This is a genomic window from Enterobacter pseudoroggenkampii, assembly GCF_026420145.1.
GTDB classification, from domain to species: Bacteria; Pseudomonadota; Gammaproteobacteria; order Enterobacterales; family Enterobacteriaceae; genus Enterobacter; species Enterobacter pseudoroggenkampii.
Genome location: NZ_JAPMLV010000006.1, coordinates 86,949 through 101,247 on the forward strand (window position 1 = coordinate 86,949; position 14,299 = coordinate 101,247).

The 14,299-nt window shown below is 56.1% G+C and carries 16 protein-coding genes; 5 read left to right on the forward strand and 11 right to left on the reverse strand.

The annotated features are described in order from the left end of the window. The first annotated feature begins 62 nt into the window (after positions 1-62). Positions 63-581 carry a type 1 glutamine amidotransferase domain-containing protein gene (locus OTG14_RS19945; protein ID WP_267215666.1) on the forward strand — a complete coding sequence of 173 codons (519 nt, stop codon included), beginning with the start codon at positions 63-65 and terminating at the stop codon, positions 579-581. Here the strand turns inward: OTG14_RS19945 and OTG14_RS19950 are convergent. After that, complete coding sequence (locus OTG14_RS19950) at positions 561-995, reverse strand: YhbP family protein (protein ID WP_024906376.1); 435 nt, start codon at positions 993-995, stop codon at positions 561-563. The two genes, OTG14_RS19945 and OTG14_RS19950, sit on opposite strands and share 21 nt — an antisense overlap. A gap of 14 nt (positions 996-1,009) precedes the next feature. Here OTG14_RS19950 and OTG14_RS19955 point away from each other — a divergent pair, with 14 nt between their 5' ends. Next, positions 1,010-1,339, forward strand: a complete 330-nt coding sequence (locus OTG14_RS19955; RefSeq protein WP_008501484.1) for a GIY-YIG nuclease family protein — start codon at positions 1,010-1,012, stop codon at positions 1,337-1,339. Here the strand turns inward: OTG14_RS19955 and OTG14_RS19960 are convergent. Next, positions 1,326-1,829: a GNAT family N-acetyltransferase gene (locus OTG14_RS19960; protein ID WP_023309324.1), complete on the reverse strand. Its 504-nt coding sequence runs from the start codon at positions 1,827-1,829 to the stop codon at positions 1,326-1,328. The two genes, OTG14_RS19955 and OTG14_RS19960, sit on opposite strands and share 14 nt — an antisense overlap. Continuing rightward, positions 1,823-2,347 (reverse strand): ubiquinone anaerobic biosynthesis accessory factor UbiT, encoded by a 525-nt coding sequence (ubiT, locus tag OTG14_RS19965; protein WP_048992074.1) that lies wholly within the window; start codon positions 2,345-2,347, stop codon positions 1,823-1,825. Before ubiT ends, OTG14_RS19960 begins: the two co-directional genes overlap by 7 nt. 211 nt (positions 2,348-2,558) lie before the next feature. Between ubiT and ubiU the strand changes: the two genes are divergently transcribed. The 3 genes from ubiU to OTG14_RS19980 all read left to right on the forward strand — a co-directional run bounded on the left by ubiU (position 2,559) and on the right by OTG14_RS19980 (position 5,526). After that, positions 2,559-3,554, forward strand: coding sequence for a ubiquinone anaerobic biosynthesis protein UbiU (ubiU, locus tag OTG14_RS19970; protein ID WP_023309326.1), 996 nt, complete (start codon positions 2,559-2,561; stop codon positions 3,552-3,554). A gap of 7 nt (positions 3,555-3,561) precedes the next feature. After that, positions 3,562-4,440: a U32 family peptidase gene (locus OTG14_RS19975; protein WP_090418859.1), complete on the forward strand. Its 879-nt coding sequence runs from the start codon at positions 3,562-3,564 to the stop codon at positions 4,438-4,440. Positions 4,441-4,518: 78 nt separating this feature from the next. Then, positions 4,519-5,526 carry a luciferase-like monooxygenase gene (locus OTG14_RS19980; protein WP_267215667.1) on the forward strand — a complete coding sequence of 336 codons (1,008 nt, stop codon included), beginning with the start codon at positions 4,519-4,521 and terminating at the stop codon, positions 5,524-5,526. Between the two features lie 86 nt (positions 5,527-5,612). Here OTG14_RS19980 and mtr read toward each other — a convergent pair whose 3' ends face one another. The 8 genes from mtr to rbfA form a co-directional block, all read right to left on the reverse strand. Continuing rightward, complete coding sequence (gene mtr, locus OTG14_RS19985; protein WP_267215668.1) at positions 5,613-6,857, reverse strand: tryptophan permease; 1,245 nt, start codon at positions 6,855-6,857, stop codon at positions 5,613-5,615. Between the two features lie 142 nt (positions 6,858-6,999). Further along, entirely contained in the window at positions 7,000-8,895 is a 1,896-nt protein-coding gene (locus tag OTG14_RS19990) for a DEAD/DEAH family ATP-dependent RNA helicase (protein ID WP_048028855.1), read from the reverse strand. Further along, complete coding sequence (gene yrbN, locus OTG14_RS23860) at positions 8,888-8,968, reverse strand: protein YrbN (protein ID WP_100122156.1); 81 nt, start codon at positions 8,966-8,968, stop codon at positions 8,888-8,890. The genes OTG14_RS19990 and yrbN overlap by 8 nt, the downstream gene beginning before the upstream one ends. 107 nt (positions 8,969-9,075) lie before the next feature. Then, on the reverse strand, positions 9,076-9,960 hold the full coding sequence (gene nlpI, locus OTG14_RS19995) for a lipoprotein NlpI (RefSeq protein WP_023309331.1): 885 nt from the start codon (positions 9,958-9,960) through the stop codon (positions 9,076-9,078). A gap of 108 nt (positions 9,961-10,068) precedes the next feature. Beyond that, a complete protein-coding gene (pnp, locus tag OTG14_RS20000) occupies positions 10,069-12,207 on the reverse strand; it encodes a polyribonucleotide nucleotidyltransferase (RefSeq protein ID WP_024906369.1) in 2,139 nt (712 codons plus the stop codon). 242 nt (positions 12,208-12,449) lie between these two features. After that, the gene (gene rpsO, locus OTG14_RS20005) at positions 12,450-12,719 is read right to left on the reverse strand and encodes a 30S ribosomal protein S15 (RefSeq protein ID WP_003861789.1); all 270 of its coding nucleotides are present in this window, start codon (positions 12,717-12,719) and stop codon (positions 12,450-12,452) included. Between the two features lie 154 nt (positions 12,720-12,873). Continuing rightward, positions 12,874-13,824 (reverse strand): tRNA pseudouridine(55) synthase TruB, encoded by a 951-nt coding sequence (gene truB / locus OTG14_RS20010; protein ID WP_048992082.1) that lies wholly within the window; start codon positions 13,822-13,824, stop codon positions 12,874-12,876. Then, positions 13,824-14,228 (reverse strand): 30S ribosome-binding factor RbfA, encoded by a 405-nt coding sequence (rbfA, locus tag OTG14_RS20015; RefSeq protein ID WP_003024988.1) that lies wholly within the window; start codon positions 14,226-14,228, stop codon positions 13,824-13,826. The genes truB and rbfA overlap by 1 nt, the downstream gene beginning before the upstream one ends. Positions 14,229-14,299 lie beyond the last annotated feature (71 nt).

Sequence of the window (14,299 nt, forward strand, 5' to 3'; positions counted from 1 at the left end):
ACAGGTAAGTATTTACCACAAGCGGAGAAAAATCAGTCTGAAGCCAAAACAACGGAGGAAGCATGGGCAAGAAAATCGCAGTCTTGATTACCGACGAGTTCGAAGATTCAGAATTCACCTCGCCTGCAGAGGCGTTCCGCAAGGCAGGACATGAGGTCATCACCATTGAGAAAGAGGCGGGCAAAACGGTGACAGGTCATAAGGGCGAGGCGACCATAACCATTGATGAGACTATCGATAACGTTAGCCCCTCAGATTTCGACGCCCTGCTGTTACCCGGTGGCCATTCCCCGGATTCCCTGCGCGGGGACGAACGCTTCGTGACCTTTACCCGGGACTTTGTCTCTACCGGCAAACCGGTCTTTGCCATCTGTCACGGTCCGCAGCTCCTTATCAGCGCGGAGGTTGTACGCGGGCGTAAGCTCACGGCGGTGAAACCGATCGTTATCGATCTGAAAAATGCGGGCGCCGAGTTTTACGATCAGGAAGTGGTCAACGACAAAGATCAGCTGATCACCAGCCGTACCCCGGACGATCTCCCGGCGTTTAACCGCGAAGCGCTACGCCTGCTCGGCGCGTAACCAGTGCAGCTTCTTGCCAAAGCCCAGGGTGTTGTCGGTAAATTTCAGCTCATCGAGGCGGATTTCCCACACCGGGGCTTTTAGCGCAGCGGCAACGGGAAAGCGGCGCGTGTAGAGCTTACGGCGCGCGTCGCTCTCTTCGCCATCCAGACGACGGATCTCCCCTTTGAACTGCACGCCGCGGATCAGCGCGACCGTTTTCGGTTGGCCATTCACCGTGCCCGCGACCTTCGCCTGCAGGCCAGTCATCTGCGCATGACGCGTTTTGTCTTCGCTCATGACATAAAACGCGACGCGCTCCGGATCGTAGTAGTAAAACGCGTTAGCGCACCACATCTCCCCCTCGTCATAGACGCACCAGGTGACAACATGCTGCTTCGCCAGCCAGCGGTTAATGGCGGCCAGTGTTTCCATTTTCGTTCTCTCTCATGCTATGGTGCGTTCACCTTAACATACTGAATCTGTTTACCGTGTGCTGGTTTCTCTATCTTGTCCGAACCGCTGATAACGCACTCTACACCGGGATCACCACCGATGTGGCGCGGCGTTTTTTACAACATCAAACGGGGAAAGGGGCAAAAGCACTGCGAGGGAAAGGGGAATTACAGCTCGCCTTTTCGGCGCCCGTCGGTGACCGATCGCTGGCGCTCAGGCTGGAATACCGCATCAAACAGCTGACGAAGCGCCAGAAAGAGCGCCTCGTGACCGGAGACGGCTCCTTTGAGGCGCTACGCGAGAGCCTGATTAAAAGCGATTGAAATGGTCGTGGTACTCGACCAGGCCATTGACGCCGTTGAGCGCGTCATCCGCCAGACGGTGCACCTGGAAAGCGGATTCCGTACCCGGCCAGCGGCAGCGCAGATCGTAATGCGCGGCCTGCTCAAAGCCTAAACGGCCATAGAACGCCGGATCGCCCAGCGTGACAACGGCCGCATAACCGAACTCATTGAGCGAATCCAGGCCTTCATAGACCAGCTGGCGTGCCAGCCCCTGCCCGCGATAGCTTTCATCTACCGCCAGCGGTGCCATGCCTACCCACTGCAGCTCTTCGCCCTGAACAATGACCGGACTGAAGGCAACATAGCCCACCACCTGACCTTCGTCATCGGTGGCAACCAGCCCCAGCGTAATCAGGCCGTCTTCGCGAAGGTCGTGGACCAGTTGGGCTTCGGCATCGCTCGCAAAGGCGCGGCGTAACAACGCATCGATCCCCGGCGCATCAATCCCAATTTCGACTCGAATCAGCATGGCTCACCTACTGAAGTATGTTTACCGTCCGGCGGGGTTATCAGCCCGGCCTCAACGAAATCTGCCATTTGCATTAACATCACGCGCAGCGCTTTCGGCATCTGCTCCAGCTCAATGGCATCCATTAAATTCTTCACGTACAGACCGAGCTCCGTGTCACCTTCAATCACCAGACGGCGCTGGAAGAAGAGCGTATCCGGATCCTGCTTACGCGCGGCGATCATCAGCAGATCGCTGGCGTTGGCGCTAAAGCTCACATCCGCCCCGGCGGTTTCGCGAACGATCAGCTGGTCATTCTCAACGGAGGTAAACCAGCGCAGCCCGATATCACGCACCTCAATGCTCAACCAGCGCCCTTCCAGGAATTCCAGCTCGCCATCCTGCAGCGCCTGGCGGAACTGCCAGCTCAGGACCTGCTCCAGCACCTGACGTTTAAGCGCGAACGGCGCCAGCTTTACCGGCACGCTCAGCATTGATGGACCAAATTGTACGAGACGTGAACGCAGTTTATCCAGCACGAGCTTTACTCCCTGATATCTATAGTCCTGCTATTTTGCCATATCCGAAGCGCAACATAGCGGCGTAAATCAACAAACCGTCGTCCGCCGTACCTCATTATTGGTGTCATCAATACGCCATTAGCTGCCTTAAATCAAAAATTGTCGCCTATGGGTTAATTAAAATCCCAGCTCGTTAACAATTTTGCGATCGACTACATCAGGATAAATTATGGAGCTGCTCTGCCCTGCCGGAAATCTTCCGGCGCTTAAGGCGGCCATCGAAAATGGGGCCGATGCGGTCTATATCGGGCTAAAAGATGACACCAACGCCCGCCATTTTGCTGGCCTCAACTTTACGGAGAAAAAGCTTCAGGAAGCCGTTAACTTCGTTCACCAGCACCGCCGCAAATTGCATATCGCCATCAATACCTTTGCTCATCCTGACGGCTACGCCCGCTGGCAGCGCGCGGTGGATATGGCGGCACAACTGGGTGCCGATGCGCTGATCCTGGCCGACCTCGCCATGCTTGAGTATGCGGCAGAACGCTATCCCCATATTGAGCGCCACGTCTCTGTTCAGGCATCTGCCACCAACGAAGAAGCTGTGCGTTTTTACCATCAACACTTTGACGTGGCTCGCGTGGTGCTGCCGCGCGTGCTCTCTATTCATCAGGTTAAGCAACTCGCGCGCGTCACGCCAGTGCCGCTGGAAGTTTTTGCCTTTGGCAGCCTGTGCATCATGGCCGAAGGCCGTTGCTATCTTTCCTCTTATTTAACCGGTGAATCGCCGAATACCGTCGGGGCCTGCTCCCCTGCCCGCTTTGTTCGCTGGCAGCAGACCCCTCAGGGGCTGGAATCCCGCCTGAATGAGGTGCTGATCGACCGCTATCAGGACGGTGAAAACGCCGGTTATCCCACCCTGTGTAAAGGCCGCTATCTGGTCGACGGCGAGCGCTACCACGCGCTGGAGGAGCCGACCAGCCTCAACACGCTGGAGCTGCTGCCGGAACTGCTGGCGGCCAATATTGCCTCGGTGAAAATCGAAGGTCGTCAGCGCAGCCCGGCCTATGTGAGCCAGGTGGCGAAAGTGTGGCGTCAGGCCATCGACCGCTGCATGGCGGACCCGCAGAACTATGCTCCGCAGCAGGCCTGGATGGAGACGCTCGGATCGATGTCCGAAGGCACGCAAACCACGCTTGGCGCGTATCACCGTAAATGGCAGTGAGATAACCATGAAATATTCATTAGGACCGGTGCTCTACTACTGGCCAAAAGAGACGCTGGAAGATTTTTACCAACAGGCCGCCACCAGCAGCGCCGATGTTATTTACCTCGGCGAAGCGGTGTGCAGCAAGCGCCGGGCGACGAAAGTGGGCGACTGGCTGGACATGGCGAAAAGCCTGGCCGGCAGCGGCAAGCAGGTGGTGCTCTCCACGCTTGCGCTGGTGCAGGCCTCTTCTGAACTGGGCGAGCTGAAGCGCTATGTCGAAAACGGCGAGTTCCTGCTGGAAGCAAGCGATCTCGGCGTGGTGAACATGTGCGCTGAACGTAAGCTGCCGTTTGTCGCGGGCCATGCTCTGAACTGCTATAACGCCGTGACCCTGCGCCTGCTGCTCAAACAGGGGATGACGCGCTGGTGCATGCCGGTGGAGCTCTCCCGCGACTGGCTGGCTAACCTGCTTAACCAGTGCGACGAGCTGGGCATTCGCAATCAGTTTGAAGTGGAAGTGCTGAGCTATGGGCATCTGCCGCTGGCCTATTCTGCCCGCTGCTTTACCGCGCGCTCGGAAGACCGTCCGAAAGACGAGTGCGAAACCTGCTGCATTAAGTATCCGAACGGGCGCAGCATGCTGTCGCAGGAGAATCAGCAGGTGTTTGTCCTCAACGGCATTCAGACCATGAGCGGCTATGTCTATAACCTCGGCAACGAGCTGGCGTCGATGGACGGGCTGGTGGATATGGTGCGCCTGTCGCCGCTGGATACCGGCGTGTTTGCGATGCTGGATGCCTTCCGCGCCAACGAAAACGGCGCCGCTCCGCTGCCGCTGACGGCAAACAGCGACTGTAACGGCTACTGGAAGCGTCTGGCCGGGCTGGAACTGCAGGCCTAAAAAAGGCTCACTTTGTTAACAACGGTTATCATTTTTTAATGCAGTATTAAAGATTGACCGTCGACAAAGTGAGCTGTTATGACTGACAAAACCCTTCCGTTTTCGGTGCTGGATCTGGCGCCGATCCCACAAGGCTCCTCGGCAAGAGAAGCCTTTTCGCACTCCCTCGATCTCGCTCAGTTGGCCGAAAAGCGTGGCTATCACCGCTACTGGCTGGCCGAGCACCACAACATGGTGGGCATTGCCAGCGCCGCCACCTCGGTACTGATTGGTTATCTGGCGGCAAATACAACCACTCTGCACCTGGGCTCCGGCGGCGTGATGCTGCCGAACCACGCCCCGCTGGTGATCGCCGAGCAGTTCGGCACGCTGAATACCCTCTATCCGGGCCGTATCGATTTGGGGCTTGGCCGTGCGCCTGGCAGCGACCAGCCAACGATGCGCGCCCTGCGTCGCCATATGAGCGGCGATATTGATAACTTCCCACGCGACGTGACCGAACTGGTGGACTGGTTCGACGCGCGTGACCCGAACCCGCACGTGCGCCCGGTACCGGGTTACGGCGAGAAGATCCCGGTATGGCTGTTGGGCTCAAGCCTCTACAGCGCGCAGCTTGCCGCCCAGCTGGGGCTGCCGTTTGCGTTTGCCTCGCACTTCGCGCCGGATATGCTGCATCAGGCGCTGCATCTTTACCGTACGCACTTCAAACCGTCCGAGCGTCTGGAGAAACCGTACGCGATGGTGTGTATCAACATCATTGCTGCCGACAGCAATCGCGACGCGGAATTCCTGTTCACCTCTATGCAGCAGGCGTTTGTGAAGCTGCGCCGCGGTGAGACGGGCCAACTTCCGCCACCGGTGGAGAATATGCATCAGCTGTGGTCAGCTTCAGAGCAGTATGGCGTTCAGCAGGCGCTGAGCATGTCGCTGGTAGGCGATAAAGCGAAAGTGCGTCACGGGCTGGAGGCGGTGCTGCGTGAAACGCAGGCGGATGAAATTATGGTTAACGGCCAGATTTTCGATCACCAGGCGCGTTTGCACTCGTTTGAGCTGGCCATGCAGGTGAAAGAGGAGTTGGTGGGGTAGCCTTTTTGCCAGGTGGCGCTTCGCTTACCTGGCCTACGGGGACGCGTAGGCCGGATAAGGCGTAGCCGCCATCCGGCACAAAATGTTTACTGGTACACCGGCAACAGATTAAAACTCGACAGCACGTGTACCAGGGCATTGCCCGCGCCGAACACCAGGATCAGCGCAATCATCGGCTTACCGCCCCAGACGCGGAATTTCGGGCTGCCGAAGCGTTTACGTGATTTACGCGCCAGCAGCGCGGGCACTATTGCCGCCCAGATGGTTGCCGCCAGCCCTGCATAGCCGATGGCGTACAGGAAGCCGTTCGGCCACAGCAGGCCGCCCACAATCGGCGGCAGGAAGGTCAGCACCGCGGTTTTGAAGCGCCCCATCGCAGAATCATCAAAGCCAAACAGATCCGCCAGGTAGTCAAACAGGCCCAGCGTCACGCCGAGGAAAGAGCTCGCCACCGCAAAGTTAGAGAAGATAACCAGCAGCAGATCCAGGCTGCGGCTGTTCAGCACGCCGCTCAGCGCCTGCACCAGCACGTCAATGTTACCGCCCTTCTGCGCAATACCGATAAATTCCGGGCGCGGGATGTTGCCCATTGTTCCGAGCAGCCAGATGACGTACAGCGCCAGCGCCAGCAGCGTGCCGTAGACCAGACACTTCACAATCGTGCGCGGATCTTTGCCGTAGTACTTCATCAGGCTCGGCACGTTGCCGTGGTAGCCGAACGACGCCAGACAGAACGGCAGCGTCATCAGCAGGTACGGCGTATAGGAGGTATTCACTTCGGCAACGTTAAACAGCGTGGCGGGCGTCACGTGCCCCAGCAGGCTGCCGAAGGTCAGGAAGAAGGTGATGACCTTCGCGCCCAGTACGATTGCCGTCATCCGGCTTACCGCTTTGGTACTCATCCAGACGATAAACGCCACGCCCAGCGCAAAGCACAGCCCGGCCAGACGCGCCGGAACGTTCAGCGACATCTCAGAGAAGGTGTGATGCAGAATCGAACCGCTCGCCGAAATATATGCGTAGGTCAGGATATAGAGCACAAACGCGATGGACAGACCGTTCACCAGGTTCCAGCCTTTGCCCAGCAGGTCTTTGGTGATGGTGTCGAAGCTCGCGCCAATGCGGTAGTTCAGGTTGGCTTCGAGGATCATCAGCCCGGAATGAAGCATACAGAACCAGGTAAAGACCAGCGCGGCCAGCGACCAGAAGAACCACGCACCGGACATGACCACGGGCAGGGAGAACATCCCGGCACCTATAATGGTTCCGCCGATGATCACCACGCCGCCAAGCAGCGAAGGTGACGTTTGGGTGGTGGTTAGTGTCGCCATACAGCCTTTTCTCCAGTCAATCATGCGGTTCTGCATTTTAATGTGACGCACTGTACCAGTACAAGAGTACAAAGGGAATAAAAAAAGCCCCGATCGCATGTATCGGGGCTGTATATTTTACTTTACGTCAGAAGCGTAAGGCTTACGCGTCACCGAAACGACGACGGCTGGTGCCTTCTTCACGACGTGGACCGCGGCTTTCGCGGCGCTCGCCGGAGAAACGACGACCTTCACCACCGCGACCTTCGCTGCGACCGCCTTCACGACGCTCGCCGCCGAAACCGCGACCACCACCACGGCGTTCGCCGCCACGGTCAGGACGTGGCTGTGCATCGCCCAGCAGCTGCATGTTCATCGGCTTGTTCAGGATGCGGGTACGCGTAAAGTGCTGCAGTACTTCACCCGGCATGCCTTTTGGCAGCTCGATGGTAGAGTGGGATGCGAACAGCTTGATGTTACCGATGTAACGGCTGCTGATGTCGCCTTCGTTAGCGATCGCGCCAACGATGTGACGAACTTCAACGCCATCATCACGACCCACTTCAATGCGGTACAGTTCCATGTCACCTGCGTCGCGACGTTCACGACGTGGACGGTCTTCACCACCACGCTCTGGACGGTCACCACGTGGGCCACGATCGTTACGGTCGCCACGACGTTCGAAGCGATCGTCACGGTCACGGAATTCACGTTTAGGACGCATCGGCGCATCTGGTGGCACGATCAGGCTACGTTCGCCCTGAGCCATTTTCAGCAGTGCTGCAGCCAGGGTTTCCATGTCCAGCTCTTCGCCTTCAGCAACAGGCTGAATCTGCGACAGCAGCGCGCGGTACTGATCCAGATCGCTGCTTTCCAGCTGCTGCTGTACTTTGGCGGCGAATTTTTCCAGACGGCGTTTGCCCAGCAGTTCTGCGTTTGGCAGGTCCGCTTCTGGAATAGTCAGCTTCATGGTACGTTCGATGTTGCGCAGCAGACGACGCTCGCGGTTCTCAACGAACAGCAACGCACGGCCAGCACGACCCGCACGACCGGTACGGCCGATACGGTGAACGTAAGACTCGGAATCCATCGGGATGTCGTAGTTAACAACCAGGCTGATACGCTCAACGTCAAGACCACGTGCTGCCACGTCGGTTGCAATCAGGATATCCAGACGACCGTCTTTCAGACGCTCCAGAGTCTGCTCACGCAGGGCCTGGTTCATGTCACCGTTCAGCGCTGCGCTGTTGTAGCCGCTACGCTCCAGGGCTTCAGCCACTTCCAGGGTCGCGTTTTTGGTACGAACGAAGATAATCGCCGCATCAAAATCTTCCGCTTCCAGGAAACGTACCAGCGCTTCGTTTTTACGCATACCGTACACAGACCAGTAGCTCTGGCTGATGTCCGGGCGAGTGGTTACGCTGGACTGAATACGCACTTCCTGCGGCTCTTTCATGAAGCGGCGGGTAATGCGACGGATAGCTTCCGGCATGGTTGCAGAGAACAGCGCGGTCTGATGACCGTCCGGGATCTGCGCCATAATGGTTTCAACGTCTTCGATGAAGCCCATACGCAGCATTTCATCTGCTTCATCCAGTACCAGACCGCTCAGTTTAGAGAGGTCCAGGGTACCGCGCTTCAGGTGATCCAGCAGACGGCCCGGCGTACCGACAACAATCTGTGGGCCCTGGCGCAGGGCGCGTAACTGCACGTCATAACGCTGGCCGCCGTACAGGGCAACCACGTTTACGCCGCGCATATGTTTAGAGAATTCCGTCATGGCTTCTGCAACCTGAACAGCCAGTTCACGGGTTGGAGCCAGGACGAGGATCTGCGGAGCACGCAGGTCCGGATCAATGTTGTTCAGCAGCGGCAGCGAGAACGCTGCAGTTTTACCGCTACCAGTCTGGGCCATGCCCAGCACGTCACGACCAGAAAGCAGGTGTGGGATACACTCAGCCTGGATCGGAGATGGTTTTTCGTAACCCAGATCGTTAAGGGCTTCAAGGATAGGAGCCTTCAGGCCCAGATCTGCAAAAGTGGTTTCGAATTCAGCCATGTAGTACGAGTGCCTCAATGTCAATGGCGGCCAGTCTACTTAGCTCATCGTGAAAATGATTAGCAATTTTCATTGAAAAGTGTGAACCGGCTCAAAGTAGGTGTATTGACGAACAACAACGCCCTCACCAGTTAAGGTGATGGCAATCAAAAGATTACGGGCTGATGTTTATGTCGTCAGCTATTGCTGGTCCGATTCTGCCAGGTCGTCATGCTCCTGGCCCAAGAGCGATAATTCCAACAATGCATAACGGTGCTCAACGAAGTTGTGTACGTTGTTAGCAACCGCTAATTTGAACAGTGCCGTAGCGCTGTCCATATCCCCCAGACTTAGGTAGTACTTACCTAAATAGAAGTTGGTTTCACTGAGATGCTCAGCGAGCGAGGTGTTATCCGTTGCGTCCGCCTTGAGGCGTTCCATCAGCGTTGCTTCGCTAATGTTGCCCAGGTAGAACTCGACAATGTTCCATCCCCACTGTTCCTTGTCCGATTTATCGAAGCGCTGTTTCAGTGCCTCTTTTGCCTGCTTCTCATCGAGCTTCCGCTCAACGATGTAAAGCCACAGGCTACGGAAAGGATCATTAGGATCGTCTTGATAAAACGCCAGCAGATCATCTTGCGCTAACTTGTCACGACCGCCGTAATACAATGCGATACCGCGATTCAAGTGCGCGTAGTTGTAAGTTGGATCAAGCTCAAGTACAGAATCAAACGCTTCATAGGCAGCATCAAAATTGCCTGCCTGCGTTAAATAAATGCCTAAGTAATTGAATACTTCAGGCATATCAGGTCGGATAGCCAGCGCTTGTGAAAAATCATTCCGCGCCAATGCCCTCAGACCGAGACTATCATACAACACTCCGCGCTCATATAAAAGCTGTGCGCGTTCTTCATCGGTTAAAGCCCGACTGGCAAGTATTTGTTCCATGCGTGCCAGGATCACTTCCTGCTGCAAAGTCGGTTGCAATGGCACTGCGAGGACTTCGCTCTTACGCCAGGCAGAGTTGCTGCATCCTGCCAGCGTTAAAGCTGTCGCAACGAAACACCAGCGCAAAAAAGGCTTCATTTCCCACTCCCGAAGACAACTATTGGATGAACGTCCTGTCCCCCGGCGGCTTAACAAGGCGTCCTGCCTGATAATAGGCCCTCCGCAAAGCGGAGGGCAAATGGCAACTTACTCGCCTTGCTGTTCTGCTGCCTGTGCTTCTGGCGCAGCAGCTGGCTGAGACTGCTCGGTTGCTTCTTTAATGCTCAGACGGATACGGCCCTGGCGATCAACTTCCAGAACTTTCACCGGTACTTCCTGACCCATCTGCAGGTAATCAGTCACTTTCTCAACGCGCTTGTCAGCGATCTGAGAGATGTGAACCAGACCTTCTTTACCGCCACCGATGGCAACGAACGCGCCAAAGTCAACGATACGGGTCACTTTACCTGCGTAGACACGGCCCACTTCGATTTCTGCAGTAATTTCTTCGATGCGACGGATCGCGAATTTCGCTTTCTCGCCGTCGGTTGCTGCGATCTTCACAGTACCGTCATCTTCGATTTCGATGGTGGTGCCAGTCTCTTCGGTCAGCGCACGGATTACGGAACCGCCCTTACCGATAACATCTTTGATCTTGTCTGGATTGATCTTGATGGTGTGGATACGTGGAGCGAACTGAGAAATGTCGCCACGCGGCGCGTTAATTGCCTGTTCCATCACGCCCAGGATGTGCAGACGCGCACCTTTAGCCTGGTTCAGAGCAACCTGCATGATCTCTTTGGTGATACCTTCAATTTTGATATCCATCTGCAGTGCAGAGATACCTTCGCGGGAACCCGCTACTTTGAAGTCCATATCGCCCAGGTGGTCTTCGTCACCCAGAATGTCAGACAGAACAACGAAGTTGTCGCCTTCTTTCACCAGGCCCATTGCGATACCCGCAACGGCGGCTTTGATTGGCACGCCTGCATCCATCAGCGCCAGAGAGGCACCACACACGGAAGCCATAGAAGAGGAACCGTTGGATTCGGTGATTTCAGACACTACACGTACGGTGTACGGGAATTTGTCTGCTTCTGGCATGACTGCCAGTACGCCGCGCTTCGCCAGACGACCGTGACCAATTTCACGACGCTTCGGCGAGCCAACCATACCGGTTTCGCCTACGGAGTACGGAGGGAAGTTGTAGTGGAACAGGAAGCTGTCAGTGCGCTCGCCCATCAGTTCGTCGATGATCTGCGCATCACGTGCAGTACCCAGGGTCGCGGTAACCAGCGCCTGCGTTTCGCCACGAGTGAACAGCGCGGAACCGTGAGTACGTGGCAGAACGCCAGTACGCACATCCAGACCACGGATCATGTCTTTTTCGCGGCCATCGATACGCGGCTCGCCTGCCAGTACGCGGCTACGAACAACGTTTTTCTCGATAGCGTGCAGGATGTCGCTCAGCTCATTAGCGTCCAGAGTTTCATCTTCAGCAACCAGGGTCGCGATAGTTTCAGACTTGATCACGTCAACCTGAGCGTAACGCTCCTGTTTGTCAGTGATGCGGTATGCATCGCTCAGACGAGATTCTGCCAGGGCAGCAACGCGTGCGTTCAGCGCGTCGTTTGCCGCTTCTGGCTGCCAGTCCCAACGTGGTTTACCGGCTTCTTTCACCAGGTCGTTGATGTTCTGGATAACGATCTGCTGCTGGTCGTGGCCAAATACCACAGCGCCCAGCATCTGGTCTTCGCTCAGCAGTTCAGCTTCGGATTCAACCATCAGTACAGCCGCTTCAGTACCCGCAACCACCAGGTCCAGCTTACTTTCTTTCAGCTCTTCCTGGGTTGGGTTCAGCACGTACTGGTCGTTGATGTAGCCAACGCGCGCGGCACCGATTGGACCATTGAATGGAATACCAGACAGTGACAGGGCAGCGGACGCACCGATCATCGCTACGATGTCCGGGTTAACCTGCGGGTTAACGGAAACAACGGTCGCGATAACCTGTACTTCGTTAACGAAGCCTTCCGGGAACAGCGGACGAACCGGGCGGTCAATCAGACGCGCGATCAGGGTTTCGCCTTCGCTTGGACGGCCTTCACGACGGAAGAAACCACCCGGGATTTTACCGGCAGCGTAGGTACGCTCCTGGTAGTTAACGGTCAGCGGGAAGAAGTCCTGACCTGGTTTAGCTTTTTTCTGGCCAACAACGGTAACGAATACCGCAGTGTCATCCATGCTTACCATAACGGCAGCAGTAGCCTGACGCGCCATCATGCCGGTTTCCAGCGTGACGGTATGTTGACCATACTGGAATTTACGAACGATCGGATTCAGCAAAGTTCTGTCCTTTCTTAAATGTTTGACAGCACACCACCGGTGTGCTGTCGATTTAACCCGACCTTCTTCGCATCCTCGCGACTAATGACAACCAACACCCCCATGGGTGAAGCCTCTCATTAGCCGCGCGAACCTCTGCAATGAAGATCATTTATAGCAACAATACAATAGTTTCCAGTGAATTGCTGCCGTCTGGTTGAAAAAAGGGGCCATCAGGCCCCCTTTTCTGAAACTCGCAAGACTTAGCGACGCAGACCCAGACGCTCGATCAGCGCGGTGTAGCGTGCAACATCTTTACGTTTCAGGTAGTCGAGCAGTTTACGACGCTGAGAAACCATACGCAGCAGACCACGACGGCTGTGGTGATCTTTTTTGTGCTCTGCAAAGTGACCCTGCAGGTGGTTAATCTGTGCAGTCAGCAGTGCAACCTGAACTTCGGTAGAACCGCTGTCGTTAGTACCACGACCAAACTCAGAAACGATTTTAGCTTTAGCTTCAACGCTTAGAGACATTTTCAAACTCCAAAGTATAAAGAATGTAAGGATGCCGATCTCTAATTCAGCGACCCCATGTACGCCCCGCAGATTGTTAAACAATTTACCAGGCGTTAAGCGGCGATATTCTACTCGTCTCCCCTGCTTATCGCAAGGTGAGCCGTCATCACCGTCATGCTTCGATCGGATACTCGACGACCAGACGACGCGGCGCAACGCGCCCCTCACCATCCATTTCGCCCATACCGATGAATTTCCCTTCGTCGCCTTCGGTCACGCGTACCAGTCCTTCCAGCGGCGCTTCCGCCGTACGAACCGGGTTGCCGTTCTTAAAGTAAACGGAGGATGTTAAAGGAAGATTAACAACCGGGAAGTCCGCTGCCGGACTGTCCATCGGCATCAGCAATGGATCCAGCAAATCTGCCGGCGCGATCCCCTGCACTTCCGCCTGTTCTACCAGCTCGCGCAGTTGCTCCAGGGTCACCATCCGCTCTACCGGGTACTTGCTCACCGCCAGACGGCGCAGGTAAATCACATGTGCGCCGCAGCCCAGCTTTTCACCGAGGTCGTCGATGATGGTGCGAATATAGGTCCCTTTCGAACAGTGCACCTCCAGCTCCAGCTCATCACCTTCGTGGCGAATAAACAGCAGCTCATACACGGTTATCGGACGGGCTTCACGCGGGACGTCAATGCCCTGGCGCGCATATTCGTAGAGTTTTTTTCCCTGATACTTCAGCGCCGAATACATCGACGGCACCTGCATCGTGTCCCCACGGAAACTCTCCAGCGCAGCATCAAGCTGTTCCGCGCTGAAGGTCACCGGACGCTCTTCTACCACCTGGCCATCCGCGTCGGAGGTATCCGTGCGCTGGCCCAGTTTAGCGATAACGCGGTAGCGCTTATCGGAGTCGAGCAGGTACTGGGAAAACTTTGTCGCCTCTCCCAGGCAGACCGGCAGCATGCCGGTTGCCAGCGGATCGAGCGCGCCGGTGTGGCCCGCACGGTTGGCGTTATAAATACGCTTAACTTTTTGCAGCACGTCGTTGCTGGAAGCGCCCTGGGGTTTATCCAGCAGCAGCACACCATGCACGTCGCGACCGCGACGACGAGGACGACTCATTAGTCCTCCTTGCTGTCGTCCGCTGGGTTAACACGACGCTCGTCGTCATGTTTAACCACGCTGGTCACCAGGTTGGACATACGCATACCTTCGACCAGCGAGTTGTCGTAGAAGAAGGTCAGTTCAGGCACGATACGCAGGCGCATCGCTTTGCCAAGCAGGGAGCGGATGAAACCAGAGGCTTCCTGCAGCGCTTTAATGCCGTTTTTCACTGCCGCTTCGTCCTGATCGTTCAGGAAGGTGACGAACACTTTGGCATAGGCCAAATCACGGGACATTTCGACACCGGAAACGGTGGTCATCATGCCGACGCGCGGGTCTTTAATTTCACGTTGCAGAATGAGTGCGATCTCTTTCTGCATTTCCTGCGCTACGCGCTGAGGGCGACCAAATTCTTTCGCCATAATAAATTCTCCAGACAAAAAAGGGGCTAAAGCCCCTTTTTGAAAATATTGCCGGGTGGCGCGAGGCGATC

What these genes read in the sequence shown, in the direction of transcription:
- OTG14_RS19960 (WP_023309324.1), bottom strand. Translation starts at nt 1,829, where the DNA reads ATGCTGATTCGAGTCGAAATTGGGATTGATGCGCCGGGGATCGATGCG.
- OTG14_RS19950 (WP_024906376.1), bottom strand. Translation starts at nt 995, where the DNA reads ATGGAAACACTGGCCGCCATTAACCGCTGGCTGGCGAAGCAGCATGTT.
- truB (WP_048992082.1), bottom strand. Translation starts at nt 13,824, where the DNA reads ATGAGTCGTCCTCGTCGTCGCGGTCGCGACGTGCATGGTGTGCTGCTG.
- rbfA (WP_003024988.1), bottom strand. Translation starts at nt 14,228, where the DNA reads ATGGCGAAAGAATTTGGTCGCCCTCAGCGCGTAGCGCAGGAAATGCAG.
- nlpI (WP_023309331.1), bottom strand. Translation starts at nt 9,960, where the DNA reads ATGAAGCCTTTTTTGCGCTGGTGTTTCGTTGCGACAGCTTTAACGCTG.
- OTG14_RS19955 (WP_008501484.1), top strand. Translation starts at nt 1,010, where the DNA reads ATGCTATGGTGCGTTCACCTTAACATACTGAATCTGTTTACCGTGTGC.
- OTG14_RS19945 (WP_267215666.1), top strand. Translation starts at nt 63, where the DNA reads ATGGGCAAGAAAATCGCAGTCTTGATTACCGACGAGTTCGAAGATTCA.
- OTG14_RS19975 (WP_090418859.1), top strand. Translation starts at nt 3,562, where the DNA reads ATGAAATATTCATTAGGACCGGTGCTCTACTACTGGCCAAAAGAGACG.
- mtr (WP_267215668.1), bottom strand. Translation starts at nt 6,857, where the DNA reads ATGGCGACACTAACCACCACCCAAACGTCACCTTCGCTGCTTGGCGGC.
- OTG14_RS19990 (WP_048028855.1), bottom strand. Translation starts at nt 8,895, where the DNA reads ATGGCTGAATTCGAAACCACTTTTGCAGATCTGGGCCTGAAGGCTCCT.
- yrbN (WP_100122156.1), bottom strand. Translation starts at nt 8,968, where the DNA reads ATGAAAATTGCTAATCATTTTCACGATGAGCTAAGTAGACTGGCCGCC.
- rpsO (WP_003861789.1), bottom strand. Translation starts at nt 12,719, where the DNA reads ATGTCTCTAAGCGTTGAAGCTAAAGCTAAAATCGTTTCTGAGTTTGGT.
- ubiU (WP_023309326.1), top strand. Translation starts at nt 2,559, where the DNA reads ATGGAGCTGCTCTGCCCTGCCGGAAATCTTCCGGCGCTTAAGGCGGCC.
- OTG14_RS19980 (WP_267215667.1), top strand. Translation starts at nt 4,519, where the DNA reads ATGACTGACAAAACCCTTCCGTTTTCGGTGCTGGATCTGGCGCCGATC.